This window comes from Anaerohalosphaera lusitana, assembly GCF_002007645.1.
Lineage (GTDB): Bacteria > Planctomycetota > Phycisphaerae > Sedimentisphaerales > Anaerohalosphaeraceae > Anaerohalosphaera > Anaerohalosphaera lusitana.
Genome location: NZ_CP019791.1, coordinates 2,343,939 through 2,360,435, shown reverse-complemented (window position 1 = coordinate 2,360,435; position 16,497 = coordinate 2,343,939). Strand labels below are relative to the sequence as shown.

The 16,497-nt window shown below is 49.0% G+C and carries 9 protein-coding genes and 2 pseudogenes; 8 read left to right on the top strand and 3 right to left on the bottom strand.

The annotated features are described in order from the left end of the window. Positions 1–129: 129 nt before the first annotated feature. The 8 genes and pseudogenes from ahcY to STSP2_RS09545 all read left to right on the top strand — a co-directional run bounded on the left by ahcY (position 130) and on the right by STSP2_RS09545 (position 12,620). A complete protein-coding gene (gene ahcY, locus STSP2_RS09580; RefSeq protein WP_146662141.1) occupies positions 130–1,548 on the top strand; it encodes an adenosylhomocysteinase in 1,419 nt (472 codons plus the stop codon). Between the two features lie 52 nt (positions 1,549–1,600). After that, a complete protein-coding gene (locus tag STSP2_RS09575; RefSeq protein ID WP_146662139.1) occupies positions 1,601–2,407 on the top strand; it encodes a glycine/sarcosine N-methyltransferase in 807 nt (268 codons plus the stop codon). 12 nt (positions 2,408–2,419) lie between these two features. Beyond that, complete coding sequence (locus STSP2_RS09570) at positions 2,420–3,259, top strand: SAM-dependent methyltransferase (protein WP_146662137.1); 840 nt, start codon at positions 2,420–2,422, stop codon at positions 3,257–3,259. Between the two features lie 559 nt (positions 3,260–3,818). Next, positions 3,819–4,652, top strand: a complete 834-nt coding sequence (locus STSP2_RS09565; RefSeq protein WP_146662135.1) for a type II secretion system protein — start codon at positions 3,819–3,821, stop codon at positions 4,650–4,652. A gap of 172 nt (positions 4,653–4,824) precedes the next feature. Next, positions 4,825–7,755: a LamG-like jellyroll fold domain-containing protein gene (locus tag STSP2_RS09560; protein ID WP_146662133.1), complete on the top strand. Its 2,931-nt coding sequence runs from the start codon at positions 4,825–4,827 to the stop codon at positions 7,753–7,755. A 238-nt stretch (positions 7,756–7,993) separates the two neighbouring features. After that, positions 7,994–8,176, top strand: a pseudogene (locus tag STSP2_RS09555) (sulfatase-like hydrolase/transferase); the annotation flags it as partial. 79 nt (positions 8,177–8,255) lie between these two features. Next, entirely contained in the window at positions 8,256–10,913 is a 2,658-nt protein-coding gene (locus tag STSP2_RS09550) for a glycoside hydrolase family 2 protein (protein ID WP_146662129.1), read from the top strand. A 123-nt stretch (positions 10,914–11,036) separates the two neighbouring features. Next, entirely contained in the window at positions 11,037–12,620 is a 1,584-nt protein-coding gene (locus STSP2_RS09545) for a LamG-like jellyroll fold domain-containing protein (protein ID WP_146662127.1), read from the top strand. A gap of 217 nt (positions 12,621–12,837) precedes the next feature. On the opposite strand, the pseudogene STSP2_RS09540 reads toward STSP2_RS09545, so the two are convergent. The 3 genes and pseudogenes from STSP2_RS09540 to ltrA all read right to left on the bottom strand — a co-directional run. Continuing rightward, positions 12,838–12,972 (bottom strand): annotated as a pseudogene (locus STSP2_RS09540) (transposase); the annotation flags it as partial. A gap of 291 nt (positions 12,973–13,263) precedes the next feature. Next, on the bottom strand, positions 13,264–14,487 hold the full coding sequence (locus STSP2_RS09535) for an IS256 family transposase (RefSeq protein ID WP_146662125.1): 1,224 nt from the start codon (positions 14,485–14,487) through the stop codon (positions 13,264–13,266). Between the two features lie 79 nt (positions 14,488–14,566). Continuing rightward, entirely contained in the window at positions 14,567–16,141 is a 1,575-nt protein-coding gene (gene ltrA, locus STSP2_RS09530; RefSeq protein ID WP_146662072.1) for a group II intron reverse transcriptase/maturase, read from the bottom strand. Positions 16,142–16,497 lie beyond the last annotated feature (356 nt).

Here is a 16,497-nt window from a genome sequence, read left to right as displayed (position 1 = left end):
TTACTGTGCCGCATGGCCCAGGTCGTTTTAAAGCGATCTGCGGGCTTTTGCGCGCATACAGTTTGAATATGGCTTAGACAGCCTTAAAAACTAATCGCAACTGTTGTAATATTAACATGGAGAATAAGAATGACACAACAAGTAGAAAGTACTTTTGATTACGTAGTAAAGGACATTGAACTCGCTGATTTCGGCCGCAAGGAGATCGAGATCGCGGAAAAGGAGATGCCCGGCCTTATCGCTACCCGCGAAAAGTACGGCAAGCAGAAACCGCTCAAGGGCGCACGTGTGATGGGCAGCCTGCACATGACGATTCAGACGGCTGTTCTTATCGAGACGCTGGTTGAGCTCGGGGCGGACGTTCGCTGGGCATCCTGTAATGTTTTCTCGACGCAGGACCATGCAGCGGCAGCTATCGCGGCCCGCGGTATTCCCGTTTTCGCATACAAAGGCGAATCGCTGGAAGAATACTGGGACTATACACGTCGTGCACTGACCTGGCCTGACGGTGAAGGTCCTGACCTGATTATTGATGACGGCGGCGATGCGAGCCTTCTGATGCACCGCGGCTACTATGCCGAAGAGGATCCTTCGACATTGGATGAGCCTACCGACAACAAAGAGATGAAGCTTCAGAACGAGCTGCTCAAGGGCATGCTCAAAGAAACACCGGATTTCTGGCACAAAGCGGCAAAACGCTGTCAGGGCGTTTCGGAAGAAACGACAACTGGCGTTCATCGTCTCTATCAGATGAAGGAAAGCGGTGAGCTGCTGTTCCCGGCCATCAATGTGAACGACTCTGTGACCAAGTCCAAGTTTGACAATGTTTACGGCTGTCGTGAATCGCTGGTCGATGCTATCAAGCGTGCGACTGACGTCATGGTCGCTGGTAAGATGGCAATGGTTTGCGGTTTCGGCGATGTTGGTAAGGGTTCTGCTGAGACGCTGGCCTCGCATAAGGCACGCGTTGCAGTGAGCGAGATCGACCCGATCTGTGCACTGCAGGCATACATGAGAGGCTATTCGGTAATGACCGTCGAAGACGCCCTGCCGTATGCGGACATCTATGTAACCACCACAGGCAACAAGGACATCATTACTGCCGAGCACATGAGCAAGATGAAGGATCAGGCGATCGTGTGCAATATTGGCCATTTCGATAACGAGATCCAGGTCGACGAGCTGAACAACTGGCCTGGTGTTAAAAAGACGAACATCAAGTTCGGCGTCGATCAGTACACCTTTGAAGACGGTCACTCGATCTATCTGCTCGCTGAAGGCCGGCTGGTTAACCTCGGCTGTGCGACCGGTCATCCGAGCTTTGTAATGTCCAACAGCTTCACCAACCAGGTTCTTGCAACGATCGATCACTGGACAAACGAAAAGCCGATCGATGTTTATCGTCTGAGCAAGAAACTTGATGAAGAAGTAGCACGTCTGCACCTTGATAAGCTCGGGGCGAAAATGACCGTCATGTCTGAGGAACAGGCAGACTACATTGGTTTCCCCGTTGAAGGACCGTACAAGTCGGACCATTATCGTTACTAGACCTCGCGTGCAGAGGAAAGAACTGAAACGCTAATTAAAATCCGAGGTAATTATGCCTTTTATAGAAAAACAGCAATTCGGTGAAGATCCTCTCAAGGTTCGGGACACCGACCACTACGTGAAGGAGTACGCTTCCACGCTTGTGGAGAAATGGGATCAACTGATCAGTTGGGACAGAAGAGCCGAAAGCGAGGGCAATTTCTTCGTAGAGAAGCTCAAAGAAAACGGTGCTAAATACGTCCTCGATGCCGCCACCGGCACAGGTTTTCACTCGGTCCAGCTCATAGAAGCTGGATTCGAGGTGACCAGTGCGGACGGCAGTCCGGAAATGCTCGCCAAAGCATTCGAGAACGGCAAGCAGCGCGGACATGTGCTGCGGACCATTTGTGCGGACTGGAGATGGCTCAACCGCGATGTTCACGGGGAATATGACGCCGTAATATGTCTGGGAAATTCGTTCACGCATCTATTCAACGAGCGTGACAGGCGTAAAACGCTGGCTGAATACTACGCAGCGCTCAAGCATGACGGCGTGCTGATCATTGACCAGCGGAACTATGATGCGATCCTGGACCAGGACGGCTATTCGTCTAAACATACTTTTTATTATTGCGGCGACCAGGTAGCTGCTGAACCGGATCACGTCGACGAAGGGCTTGCACGCTTTGTCTACAAGTTTCCTGACAAAAGCCAGTACCACCTGAACATGTTTCCTTTGCGAAAAAACTACCTGCGTCAGTTAATGCAGGAAGTAGGTTTTCAGCAGATCGACACATATAGTGATTTCCAGGAAACTCATAAAGTGGACGACCAGCCGGACTTCTTCATTCATGTTGCGCATAAGGAATACAAAGATTAGAAAGGAGGCTTTATGAGCAGTTCTTATTCGAAAACTGTTTCCACGGCCCGTGATTATTATAACAGCAGTGATGCTGACAAGTTTTATTTTAATTTCTGGGGCGGCGAGGATATCCATATCGGGTTTTACGAAACGCCCGACGATTCGATCTCGCAAGCCAGCCGTAAGACGGTTAAACGCATGGCCGCCAAATGCGAGAATCTCAACGAGAACAGCCGTGTGCTCGATCTGGGCGCGGGGTTCGGCGGGGCCGCCCGTTATCTCGCTAAGACCTACGGCTGCCATGTCACGGCTCTGAACCTAAGCGAGGTTGAGAACGAGCGTGACAGACAGATGAACAAGGAACAGGGACTCGATCATCTGATCGACGTTGTCGACGGTGCATTCGAATCGCTGCCCTTTGAAGATGGCAGCTTTGATGTGATCTGGTCGCAGGACGCGATACTGCACAGCGACCAGCGTGATGCGGTCATTAAAGAGGCGGCACGAGTTCTCAAGCCCGGCGGCGAGATGGTATTTACAGATCCGATGCAGAGTGATGACTGCCCTGAGAATGTACTTCAGCCGATCTATGACCGCATTCACCTTGAGTCGCTCGGTTCACCCAGCAAGTACAAGAAGATGGCCAAAGATGCGGGTTTGGAGGTCGAGGAGTTCGACGAACTGACGGACCACCTGCCGCACCATTATCACAGCGTTCTCAAGAAGATCGAGAACAGTGACAGGCCCAAAAAACTAGGCATCAGTGACGAATACATCAAGAATATGAAAAAGGGTCTGCAGCACTGGGTTGACGGCGGAAAACAGGGTTACCTGAGCTGGGGAATCTTCCACCTCAAAGCAACAGCATAAGGCCCTTTCATATCCAGACAAGCCCATTGAAAAAAACTGCATGCAGTGACCAGATTTTTACCGACCAGCGAATAATCGCTGGTCGGTTTTTTTTATCTTACTGACCAAGTTATCCGGAGGTCAAATGCGAAGCTCATACATCTGGAGATTGTTTGAGCGTGTCCCCAAAACTGGACAGGTGTTTAAGGTGGAATTGTTTTCGGGTATACTAAGTCGCAAGACAAAGAAATGAACTTGCGAGTAGGAACAGGTTTGCTAAGAGTATCCACCATTTCCCCTTTTTGCAAAAATTGTAATTTTTTACCTTAGTAACCGGTGCCCGTGTAGAACAGTATCATGAAATGGCTAAAGAATTGCATGCAAAAGAGTTCCGGAGAACATTGCCATGTAAAGAATTCCGTTCGGTTTTGCGTTTCAGTCTTTGCGCAAAATCAAAAGAAAAATACGCGATTTGATATTTATTGCATTCAGAATTTATGCTAACATAAAATACTCGGAAATAGCAATAACTATTGACAGGTAAGTAGCTGCAGAAATGTGTTGACAAGGAATTTCCTTCATGAAGAAATCTGGCTTTACACTAATAGAATTGCTGGTAGTAATTTCCATCATTGCATTGCTTTTAGCCATTATGATGCCCGCGTTGGGCATGGTCAAAGAGCGAGCTCGCCGTGTGACATGCGGTTCCAATCTAAAACAGGTCGGCATCAGCATGCTCACTTATGCAACTGATAATAAGAATAATGTGCCTCCAAGCTGGATGGAAGAACGCTGGCGAGGCACAGCAGGTTATGCGGGCTGGGCGGCATATTGGGCCTACTCCGTCAACACGAATGCGACCTCGGAACAAGACAAGATGATACCACGTAATATGGGGTGGCTCTTCGATGCAGGCTATCTGAAGGACCCGGAAGTATTTTACTGCTCGTCAGCAGGTGCCTTTAACAAGGCTTGGTCCTACGATCATTATCGCCTTTCCTGGCCAGCTGCTATTGGCGGCAACGGTACGGCGTCGACGATTAGAGTTAGTTACAACTACATTCCTCAAGTACGTGCCAAGGAAGTTATCCGTTGTGGAAGCAGCGGCAGGGACGTAAGTGTACACATGATAGGCTATAAGGTTTCAAATATGACCTCAAGTACAAGTCTGGCCGCTGACCTTATCAATTCACAGGAGCACATAATGCACCGCGCGGGGGGGAATGCGCCTGCAGGTATCAATGTGCTTCACGGAGACGGCCATGTCGTCTTCAACAACGATAAGGAGGCCATTAATGCCGATGATTTCTGGGGTGACCTTGGTGACGACAAATCTAATCTGCCAAACCAGAATGGTTACAATCTGCGAGCGCTCCTGGGCCTTTTTAAGGGCACAGCTAGAATACAGAACTAACGTCACATCAGAGCGACCGCGACTAGCAAAATATACATATTAATCTTAGAAGACTGAAAGGGAAGGTCGTATTTATGTATAATGTATGGTTATGACAGTTGAAGGTTTTTTTGATTACCAGTAAAAGTAGCTGGTTATCTATGTTTTTTTACTTTTTATTTTTGGAGGGCTTATGATGTTTACTAGAATCACATTTTTGACTTGTATTTTGTTGGCTTTCGCCGGGTCAGCGTTCTCAGTGACAGTTCTAGACGATGATCTTTATTATGCTGGTTCTTATGATGATAATTTTCAAGAATTCACAGACGCTGGTTGGGAAATAGTAAATCAAGTCAGTTTGTACATGAGCGATGGCTCGACTGGAGTGATAACGGGCAGCGGTACCACTATTAGATATATTACCGATTACAGCATCAAAGAGGGAGATAGTGTTTCTTTAACTGCAGATCTCATCAGGACTGGATCTGGCTACGGTTATACTGGTGACATCATTGCCTGGGACGGTTCTACGGCGACAGTGATATCATCGTTCAGCGAATCACAGGATTTCACGCATAAAGTCACGGCATCCTCTGAATATGCGGGTCAAAAGCTTGGATTCACTTTTAAGTTTGCTGAAGGCTGGGGCAAAGTGGATAGTTTCACGCTTGACGTAGTAACCTCCGTTTTGGACGACGATCTTTATTATGCTGGTTCTTATACTGATAATTTCCAAGAATTCAGAGACGCTGATGGATGGGAAATAGTAGATCTAGTCAGTTTGTACATGAGCGATGGCACGACCGGAACGCTGACAGGGGCCAATGGTACTACCATTAGGTATATTTCAGACTACGTTCTTAACTATGGGGATTCTATCTCTCTGTGGACAGATCTCATCAGGACTGGATCTGGTTATGGTTATACCGGTGACGTTATTGCCTGGGATGGTTCTACAGCGACAGTGATATCATCTTACAGCGAATCGCAGGACTTCACACTTGAAGCCACGGCGTTGTCTGAACATGCGGGTAAACAGCTTGGATTCACCTTTAAGTTTGCTTCAGGCTGGGGCAAAGTGGACAGATTCAAGCTTGACGTAGAACAAGTAGACCCAAACTATCCCGACATTATTACCCAGCCGCAGGACCAATTCCTCAAAGCCGGGTCGGATGCTGTCTTTTCGGTAGAGGCAATTGATTACTCCGGTAACGGCCTTGAGTACCTGTGGTACCACGACCCGAACCTGGCTAATGCAGATTCGAACGATGCTGTTGCACTTGCTGATGGGACTGACTTTGATGGAGCGACTACCAGTGAGCTTACGGTCTTTGATGTTCAGAAAGAGGACGACGGCGGATACTTCTGCAAGGTAAGCATTATCGGCAGAAACTTTGAATATTCCGAAATGGCAATGCTTAAGGCAGGGTATCTGATCGCGCATTATCCTTTTGACGGCGATGCAACCGATATCAGCGGCAATGGATACGATGGAACGGCCATCGGTACGGTTGATTACAGCCCTGACGGGGGCATGATAGGTCAGGCATTGAAGATGCGTAACGCTTCTGACGGCCATGTGTCTGTCCCGGCAGAGGTACTGGGTGATGTGGCAGAAGCATTTACATTGTCCTTCTGGACATATGGTTCGCCTGAGCAGCCCTTGTCCAATTTGCAGAATCTGTTCCACGCAAGGGGCAGCAACTCAAATGTGGTAACGCTTCGTATACCGCACACTACCGGCCGTTTCCAGATGCTTACCGGGAACCCCGACGACGGTTCTACACAGATATATACTACGGGCCTTTCTTCTGCAGACTACAAGAACAGGTGGAACCACTATGTAATAACCAAGCAATTAGGTCAAGGCATAAACGTTTACATCAATGGTGATCAGTGGGGCAGTTTCCCCGGCCAAAACAATCCTGTTTATGGCGCAACAGAAGTAGCCATTGGCGGCGGTCTTACCGATTCAACTGATACTTTTGACGGTATGATCGACGACTTCCGCATTTACAACTATCCGTTTGCCGAGGATGAAGTTAAGGAAGTTAATCCAACGCCGGCATATCCTTCGCCTGAGGATAACGCGACCGACGTACCGTTCGACACCATGCTGAGCTGGCAGCCCGGCGAAGGTTCCGAGTTGTTTGACGTATATTACAGCACGACAGCACCGGATCAGTACGCTGCTGACTTCGATCCGAACTACCCGCTGACTGATCCAACGGTTATTGCCGGCTTGACTTCACCTGAGGCAAGTTTTGATTTCAACCTGGATCTTGATACGACATACTACTGGTATGTTGTAGAGTCTGACGTATCCGGCAATCCGCTGTGGCGGAGTAATGTCTGGAGCTTTACGACTCAGGATCTAGAGGCGGACCTCAATGATAGTCTTAAGGTTGACCTTTTCGACTTTGCGCCGATCAGTGCAAGCTGGGGCGAGGACACCAAGGGTGTTGTGACCGAAGCTGCGGTTATCGATCCGATGAATTATGATGTTACCAACCTCGATCCTGACGATCCGGCCAGTTCCAAGTACTACTGGATGCACTACTACGAGTATAGCGGCGGAACGAACCTCGTATATGGTGAAGGTTACTGCGATCCGGTAGATGACCCGAACGGGATGGCTATCGAATGGTCCTACGATACGCCGAGCAGCAGCGGCGGTACGGATGCTTCGTGGCTGTACTTCCACAAGGACCGCAGCGACATGCCTATAGACCAGTACGATGAGCTTCATATTGATATGAAGCTGGTTGAAGGTACTATCGGGGCAAACGGCATGTGGGGCAACTTCATCAATACCGATGGTGAAGGCTTCAGCCACACCATGAACACATCTGCGCTGACGGATGGTGAATGGCACACGATCGTAGTACCGATCCCCAATGATGCACCGGCAGGCCAGTTAAACTACATTTTCTGTGGTTACTGGGGATCGAATCTCACAGGTAAGATCCATATGAAGAACCTGGAGCTTGTGGTCACGGACGACACACCGCGATGCGTGCCTGAGTTCTACATTGGCGCGGACATCAACAACGACTGCTCTATCGATATGTACGACCTGAGCGTTCTGGCTTCAGAATGGCTGCTGGACGCACGAAATCTCTAATCGTTGTCTAAAAGTCGTTTAAACCGAAACATGGCTCCGGCTTATCGCTGGGGCCATGTTTTTATTTTTTAGCATGTGAGTGATCAATTTGTGAAGAAAGTTTTAGCAATTCGGGGACATAGACAAAGTAAACATATCTTCGCTTTAAAAATAAGTTTAAGCGATTTCCGGAATTTATTATCAAAAACAGGTCGACAAATTGCCAGGTTAGTGTTGGCACTACTTAGCTTGACAAAAGGGTCTTAATCCGCAAGAGCAAACAATCGCCGAGATGCTCAAGAAACGTAGCTACAAAACGGTAATGACGGGGAAGTGGCACCTGGGGCATCATCGCGAGTTCCTCACGCTGCAGCATGATTTTGATGAATACCTTGGCCTGCCGTATTCGAACGACATGTGGTCGGTTGACTTTGATTCCAATTCGAGCAAAGGCAGGAAGAATTTCAAAGGTGATAATGCCCAGTGCATGGGCACAAGCTTATATTGAGAGAAGGACATCCATGAGATACTTGTTAGTATTTACAATAACTGTTATCAATATGTTTGCTTTTAATGTGTATGCGGAGGCTATTTCATCCAGAGAGACACCTGAGTTTTCCACTGCCGGCTTCTTTCAGATAGAAAATGGACCCCGCGATATTTTTAGCTTTAATGTTGGTTGGCGTTTTTACAAGGGGGAGTTGGAAGACGCCTCGGCACCAAACTATGATGACAGCATGTGGGAGATCGTGAACTGCCCCCATGGACTTGAATATTTGCCGGTTGATGCCAGCGGGTCAATTAACTATCAAGGGCCGGCATGGTACCGTAAGCATTTTACTTTACCTGAAGATATTGAAGGTAAAAAGCATTTCCTGCACTTTGAGGCAATCATGGGAAAAAGCAAGATATGGATCAATGGTAAGCTAGTTAAAGAACATTTCGGAGGCTACCTGCCTGTAGTGATAGATATTACGGACGCAGTCCGGTTTGGGGGAGAAGAAAACGTTGTTGCTGTATGGGCGGACAACAGCGATGATCCGGATTATCCGCCAGGAAAGCCTCAGGGCGTTCTCGATTTCACTTATTTCGGCGGTATCTACAGAGATGTCTGGTTATACAGCAAATATCCCGTTCACATTACAGACCCAACTCTCGCTAATACTACAGCGGGTGGAGGGGTATTTGTTCATTATGAAAATCTTTCCGAGGATTCAGTGGATGTGATTATTGCCACCGAGATTAAAAATGAAACTATGCAAAAACAAACCATTCAATTAAGTTCGTCCATACAGAATGACCAACAAGAAGATGTCGGCGCAAAAAGTAATGAAATTTCACTTGCTCCCGGTTCATGTCGGACGGTCAGGCAAAAAGTTTCAATTGAAAAGCCTCACCTCTGGAGTCCGGACGATCCCTACCTCCACAAACTAATCACCAAAGTTTCAAAAGATTCCACTTTGCTCGACGGCCAGGCTATCAGAATTGGTATTCGCAAGATTGAGTTCCGCGGCAAAGAGGGCTTCCTTTTAAATAATAAACCGTACGGCAAACCCTTGATCGGAGCGAACAGGCACCAGGACTTTGCTCATATCGGTAATGCCTTGCCAAACTCACTACACTGGCGAGACGCCCTAAAGCTGCGAAACGCCAATATGGAAATTGTCCGTTCGGCTCATTACCCACAGGATCCCGCCTTTATGGAGGCCTGTGACCAACTGGGTATGTTTGTCATTGTAGCTACACCCGGCTGGCAGTTTTGGAATGAAAAGGAAATCTTTGCAAAAAGAGTGTGCCAGGACATCCGAAACATGGTCCGTCGTGACCGAAATCATCCGTGCGTTATTATGTGGGAGCCTATCCTGAATGAAACGCATTATCCGAATACTTTTGCAAAGAGGGTGCACGAAACTGTTCATGAAGAGTTCCCATTCGATGGGTGCTATACGGCCTGTGACGGTCGGGCAAACGGATCGGAATATTTTGACGTCATCTATGGAGGCAAAACGGACCACCGCAAGTCGGCGTTCATCCGAGAATGGGGTGATAACGTTGATGACTGGTCGGCCCACAATTCAACCAGTCGAGTACGCCGGTCCTGGGGTGAAGCGGCTCAGATTATTCAGGCCCGCCATTACGCCGATCCCCGGCCGGATTATTCCTGGATATGCATCGATAGTTTCTATGGGAATCCTGCCCAGATAACCGGCGGCTGTCTTTGGCATTCTTTTGACCACAACCGCGGTTACCATCCAGATCAATTCTTTGGCGGAATAGCTGATGCTTTCAGGCAACCGAAATATTCCTATTATGTAATCCAGAGCCAGCGCAATCCGAAATCTCAAATTCCGTATGTTGAAAATGGTCCCATGGTATACATTGCGAATGAAATGACCCCGTTTTCAAGCGGTGACGTATGGGTGTATTCAAATTGTGAAGAAATACGCCTGAAGGTTTTCGGCGAAGTTTTTGATACAATTCGTCCGGCGGATTTAGATGCCGACATGCCTCATCCACCTGTCAAATTTGAGAACGTTTATAATTTCATGGATCTCAAACAACTTCACAGGGCGAAAAAATGGGATCAGGCCAAGATTGTCGCTGAAGGTCTGATCGATGGTAAAGTTGTGGCCTCTACGACCCGCATGCCTGCCAAACGTAAACATCATCTGGATTTGATTATTGATTCTGGAGGTATGCCGCTAACGGCGGATGGCTCGGATGTGATTACTGTCATTGCCCGGATGGTGGATAAAGACGGAAACATAAAACGCCTCTGTGATGACCGTATCGTCTTTGAAGTCACCGGACCGGCCAGGCTGATTGACGCAAAAAACATCGGCACAAACCCGGCCAGATTGGAATGGGGCACAGCGCCGTGTTTGATTCAGTCAACAACTGAACCGGGCAAGATTACGGTCCGTGCAAAGATGCTGCACGAGGGCATAAACACCCCGTTGCCCGGCGAAATCAGCTTTAAAAGCGTTCCTTATGCAATACGACAGATTTATGAAGAAACTGCCTGCCAGGCCATAAACGCCGATGATCTATCTGTTGAGGAAGCCAGCGATTCAGAAACTGTTCGAAAGCTTAAGAAGAAGTTACGTACGGTTCAAGGGGAATTGAACGAGCTGAGACTTAAAGAAATTGGACGTCAACAAACAGAGTTTGAAAACTGATATCTGGTTTATAACTGCTTTAAAGAGGGTCAGATGGTTTTGAGTTGCTGTTACGATGACTGGTAAAAGCAGCCGGTTATCTGTATTTGTTTTTTTATTTCTTTTGTTTTTGGAGGGCTTACTATGTTTTCGAAAATTGCATTTTTGATTTGTATCGTGGTGGCTTTTGGGGGATCAGCGTTTTCGGCAGACGTCGTCTTGGATGACGATCTTTATTATGCTGGTTCTTATGACGATAATTTCCAAGAATTCACAGACGCTGGATGGGAAATAGTAAAACAAGTTAGTTTGTACATGAGCGATGGCGACCCTGGAACACTGACGGGCAGCGGTACCACTATTAGGTATATTACCGATTACAATATCAAAGCGGGAGATAGTGTTTCTTTATCGGCAGATCTCATCAGGACTGGATCCGGCTATGGTTATACCGGTGACATCATTGCCTGGGACGGTTCTTCAGCGACAGTGATGTCGTCGTACAGCGAATCGCAGAACTTCACACATGAAGTGACGGCATCGCCTGAGTTTGCGGATAAGCAGCTAGGTTTTACCTTTAAGTTTGATGCTGGCTGGGGAAAAGTTGACAGTTTCCTGCTCGAGGTTCAATCGGTGGATCCAAACTATCCCAGTATTACCTCCCAGCCGCAAGACCAGTTGCCCAAAGCGGGAACGGATGCGGTTTTTGCTGTGGAGGCAATTGATTATTCCGGTAACGGCCTGGCGTACCAGTGGTATTACAATACGGCAAATGCAGACCCGAACGAAGCTGTTCAACTGACTGAGGGGACTGATTTCGGGGGCGTGACAACTAGTGAACTGACAGTCTACGATGCCCAGGAAGAGGATGAAGGCGTATATTTCTGCAAGGTAAGCATTATCGACAGGAATTTCAGCTATTCGGAAGCAGCAGCGCTTGGGGTCAAGCGTATGTTGGCAAAATGGACGCTTGATCAGGCTGATTACGTAGATGGTCAATATCTGGATACCGTGAGCGGCTATAATGCAGATCCTAACGGTACACCGACCTTCACAGAAGGCTGGGATGGAAGTGCTACCGGTGCTGTTACACCTAATCAGGGGGGCTGGGCCACAGCCAGCACCTGGAACCCCGCAGCGGATACAGGTGGATACACTGCTGCTGCCTGGGTCAAATGGGACGGCAGCGCGTTGGCTGAGTATGGAAATGGAATAATAGCCAAGGGGTCAGGTTACGGAGTGGATACAACCTTGTTTTACCTGCAACTGCGCCCGGGTTCTGCCGAGGATCTGGCGAATGTGCTTTTTTATGAGTCTGACACCTGGGTAACTGCTGCTGATGCTGTTACTGCCAATGAGTGGACACACATCATAGCTGCTTTTGACGGCAGTGAATTCAGGCTTTATGTTAATGGTGAGCTTGCAAAGAAAAATGGCGGCAGCATTGATAATGGTTTGGACGAGCCGATCTATATAGGAACGACTAACGGGCAGTCTAATTCGTTTTTGGGGCAGATCGACGAGGTTGCAATTTACAACTACGGCCTAACTGACGAGGATGCAGCGATGCTGTATTACGATTATACAGGTGAGGCGTCATGTTTGACGCAGCCGGAGCTGGACCTGACAGGACCAGATGGTGAGCCTGACTGTGTTGTAGATATACATGATTTTGCAGAGTTTGCAGCTAGCTGGATGGAATGCGGGCTGATACCTGACTGTCAGTAATTTTAGGATGTTTAATTGACATGGCTTTTAGTATTCCCGGCTCGACGAAAGTCGGGTCGGGAATTTTCACTTTGGGCGGCGATATTTGCACCAAATCATGTCTGCCTAGGAGACTATCAGTTCTGCTTTGAAGTGTTCTCTGCTAACAATAAATAGACTGAATTAGGGATAGACATATGAGAATGAAAAAAATGGATTTACGCTTATTTAAGGTTCATCACGGAATACCGGGGAATGCTGCTCTTATTCTCAGGAAGAAGTATTCATCATCGCGGTAGCCGTAGGCTTGGCGTTTGATGGTTTTGATCTTGTTGTTGATCCCCTCCAGCAGTGACGTATGCAGCGGCCATCGCTGTGTGCGATGATTCCGGCGGCGTGATAACGTACGATAAGTTTCGCACAATTTTGAAGTGGATTAAAAAAGTCCTTTCGCTGGTCGATGGTATTTACAGTACATAATTACCATTTGGCCAGAGAAAGGACTTACGATGCAAAAGAATGAATCGGACAGATCGGCAGCGAACTTGAACAAAGCTATTAAAATCGTAGTGCAAGGAATTTTTCGCACATTTGATTTGTTGTCCTTCGTTGGTCATGGCTTATCGTCCTGATCACCCCCATGGGGGTGAAATTTTTTATCGGGCTAAATGGCTTCGGCTATCGCTTCGTTCTGCATTTCTCTTAGCCGATCCATATTCATGTATCTTCGCGTGCCCCATTTCGTCCCGGCAATGTGTCTCAGACGAGCAGCGGCTAACATCAAGGCTGAGTTGCCGTCCGGGAAGCAGCCGACCACTCGCGACCTGCGGCGTATCTCACGCATGATCCGCTCCAGCGGATTGTTCGTGCGGATCTGTCGCCAGTGTTTCCGCGGGAAGTGATAGTAGCTGAGTGTCTCCTGGGCACCTTCACGAACTCGCTGGGCAGCCCTTCGCAGCTTCATGCCATCAAGCTTGTCGGCGACGGCATGAGCTTTCTTCTTTGCTTCTGCGAGGTCCTCCTGTGCATGGATCGCTTTTAGCATCGCAGATACCTCCTGCATCTTTCCTCGCGGCACGACCGAGAATACGTTCCTGTAAAAATGAACCGTACATCTCTGCCAGCGTGCGTCGGGAAAGAACTCGCCCAGCGATTCGACCAGGCCGAGGCACTTATCCGAAACGACCAACTGAACACCCTTGAGCCCGCGTTGCTTGAGCGAACGCAGGAAGCCGCTCCAGCCGTCTCGATCCTCTTTGCCGCCTTCTACGACGCCAAGGATGTCGCGATAGCCGTCCTTGCCCACACCGATCGCAACGAGCACAGAGACGTTGCGAACCTCGCCGCCCCAGCTTCGTTTCAGGCAGATGCCGTCGAGGTAGACGTATGGATACTCGCCTTCGATCCTTCGGTTCCGCCACTCGTCGATCCGCTCGTACATCTTCTTGTTTAGATCGCTGACCGTGCCTGCACTGACCCGCATGCCCCACAAAGCCTCGGTTATATCTTCCACGCGGCGGACCGAAACGCCCGCCAGGTACATCTCCATCAGTGCCTCTTCGACGCTCGCTTCGCGTCGGCGGTATCGCTCGATGATCGCCGTCTCGAACTTTGCCCTGCGAAGCTTTGGCATCTTCACCTTGACCTCGCCCGACCTGGTGTGCAGATTTCGCTTGTAATGACCTGCCCGGCTGTTGACTCGCTCTGAGGTCCGCTCGTAGCGTTTGGCATTGCAGAGCTGATCCGCCTCTGCATCGAGCATGTTGTTGAGCGTCTGCTCGACGGTGCTGCGGACCATCTCGCCGAGGTGGTTTTGAATCTGCGATTCGTCAATTTTAATAGCTTTGTTCAAGTCCGCAACCGATCTGTCCGATTCATTCTTCTGCATCGTAAGTCCTTTCTCTGGCAAAATGGTAAGTATGTACTGTAAATACCATCGACCAGCGAAAGGACTTTTTTAATCCACTTCAAAATTGTGGTCGCGGTAGGGACTGTGATTGCTCACAGCCCCCCGCACAGATCCGTACGTGCGGGATTACCGCATACGGCTCCTGCCTTGGGTCATAACGTGCAGCCTTTAAACGAGCTTGGGGATATGCGTGCAAGATTCTCGGTTTAGGAAGCCATCTATCCATCAGCTTGTACATTCGACTCCAGGTCATCCTGCTTCGCTGACTGCGCCGTCGCAATGCTCTGAACCACAGCCAGGCAACCCGCCGTCTGAACTTGCCAAGATAACGAAAGGTATTCGGAACAGCATAATAGCGGTACCAGCCACTCACCACAGAGTGGAGCCATCGCCCCATTTCCGGTATGGACGTATACCTGCGTATTTTCAACTGCTCCTTGATTTCCTTCAGCTTTGCCTGCACACGCTTGCGAATTGGGAGTCTAAGCAGCTTGAAAGTGCCTTTGCTTGATTTGGCACAGATGTGCGTAAAACCAAGAAAGTCAAAAGTTTCAGGCTTGCCTTGACCTTTAGCCGCCCTTCTCTCTGCCGCAAAACGGCCGAATTGAATCAGGCGGGTCTTGTCGGAATGCAATTCCAGATTGAACTTGCAAAACCTGCTCTGCATATCTTTCCGGAACCGCATTGCGTCCGATTTGTACTGGAAGCCCACCACGATATCGTCTGCGTACCGGACCATGATAACATGGCCTTGGCCGTTTCGCTTACGCCATTGATGGGCCCAAAGGTCAAATACATAGTGAAGGTAGATGTTTGCCAGCAGAGGGGAAATACTTCCTCCCTGTGGAGTACCTTCTTTAAACTGTACTCGCCTGCCTTCTTCCAGCACACCAGCATTGAGCCACTTCTTTATGTGGCGAATTACTCGCTGGTCTCCAATCCAGTGCTCAATGAATTTTATAAGCCAACTGTGGTCGATAGCATCGAAGAATCCACATATGTCGGCATCGAGCACCCAGTTCACCTTGCGTTTGAGTATGCCGACTGTTACAGCATCAAGAGCATTATGAGCACTACGACCTGGACGGAAGCCGTACGAGAAGCCTTTGAAATCAGTCTCGTATATGGCATTCAGTACAGTTGTCGTGGCCCGCTGGACGATCTTATCCTCTATGGTAGTTATACCAATGGGACGCTGCCGTCCATCAGACTTTGGGATATAAACCCGCTTGACGGGTTTGGCTCTATATGCCCCGCGCTTTAGTCGGCTTGAGAGGTCTTGGAGATTTTCTTCCAAGTCTTCCCCATACTCCTGCCATGTCTTTTCGTCTACGCCTGCTGCTGCCTGTCTTTTGATGCTGAAATATTCTTCTCTGAGGCGTTCTACATTGTAGACATGGTGCCAAAGCGAGGTGAACCGCAGCTTATTGTCCCCGGCCGCTGCCTGCCGTATCCGTTCCAACGCACTTTGCAGGCCTGCCCGGCTCTGAGTCCGGCACCTGTTTTGCTGGGACGGATTGCCCTTGGTCAGTCCCCTTCCCTCGGCTCTCTCCGCCGACTGTAATGTATCACAATCTTTGTTCAAGAGCGTCTCCGGTACTATGGGACTGTCCGACTTCCTGTGCTCGTGCATCACTGCGTTGCTCCTTCTGGATTTGCAGTGCGAACCTTTCCAGATTCTTTGGATAAGGCTGAACACAGGATCTCCCAGTTCCTGTGCAAAGAGTTTCCATGCGTGCACGGGGTCTTCGACCGCGCGGAGTCTGAATATGCCTTGCGATAACGGCGTATCCAGTATTGCCTTCCGACAGTTTCGACAGCGTCGGCACTCCGATCTGTTACGCAAGAACTTACGCGGCTCAATACCCGGCCCGCATGTACCCCTGTCAACGCTTCAGATGTGTCGTTACCGACCCACCCACATGACTCGGGGCCAATGTGGCTCGCTAAACCTTCATTGTACGGCTCTCGCATCCGCTACTCCTTGCC

Excerpts from the sequence above, each read along its gene's own strand:
- ltrA (WP_146662072.1), bottom strand. The coding sequence starts at position 16,141 with ATGCACGAGCACAGGAAGTCGGACAGTCCCATAGTACCGGAGACGCTC.
- STSP2_RS09545 (WP_146662127.1), top strand. The coding sequence starts at position 11,037 with ATGTTTTCGAAAATTGCATTTTTGATTTGTATCGTGGTGGCTTTTGGG.
- STSP2_RS09535 (WP_146662125.1), bottom strand. The coding sequence starts at position 14,487 with ATGCAGAAGAATGAATCGGACAGATCGGTTGCGGACTTGAACAAAGCT.
- STSP2_RS09575 (WP_146662139.1), top strand. The coding sequence starts at position 1,601 with ATGCCTTTTATAGAAAAACAGCAATTCGGTGAAGATCCTCTCAAGGTT.
- ahcY (WP_146662141.1), top strand. The coding sequence starts at position 130 with ATGACACAACAAGTAGAAAGTACTTTTGATTACGTAGTAAAGGACATT.
- STSP2_RS09570 (WP_146662137.1), top strand. The coding sequence starts at position 2,420 with ATGAGCAGTTCTTATTCGAAAACTGTTTCCACGGCCCGTGATTATTAT.
- STSP2_RS09550 (WP_146662129.1), top strand. The coding sequence starts at position 8,256 with ATGAGATACTTGTTAGTATTTACAATAACTGTTATCAATATGTTTGCT.
- STSP2_RS09565 (WP_146662135.1), top strand. The coding sequence starts at position 3,819 with ATGAAGAAATCTGGCTTTACACTAATAGAATTGCTGGTAGTAATTTCC.
- STSP2_RS09560 (WP_146662133.1), top strand. The coding sequence starts at position 4,825 with ATGATGTTTACTAGAATCACATTTTTGACTTGTATTTTGTTGGCTTTC.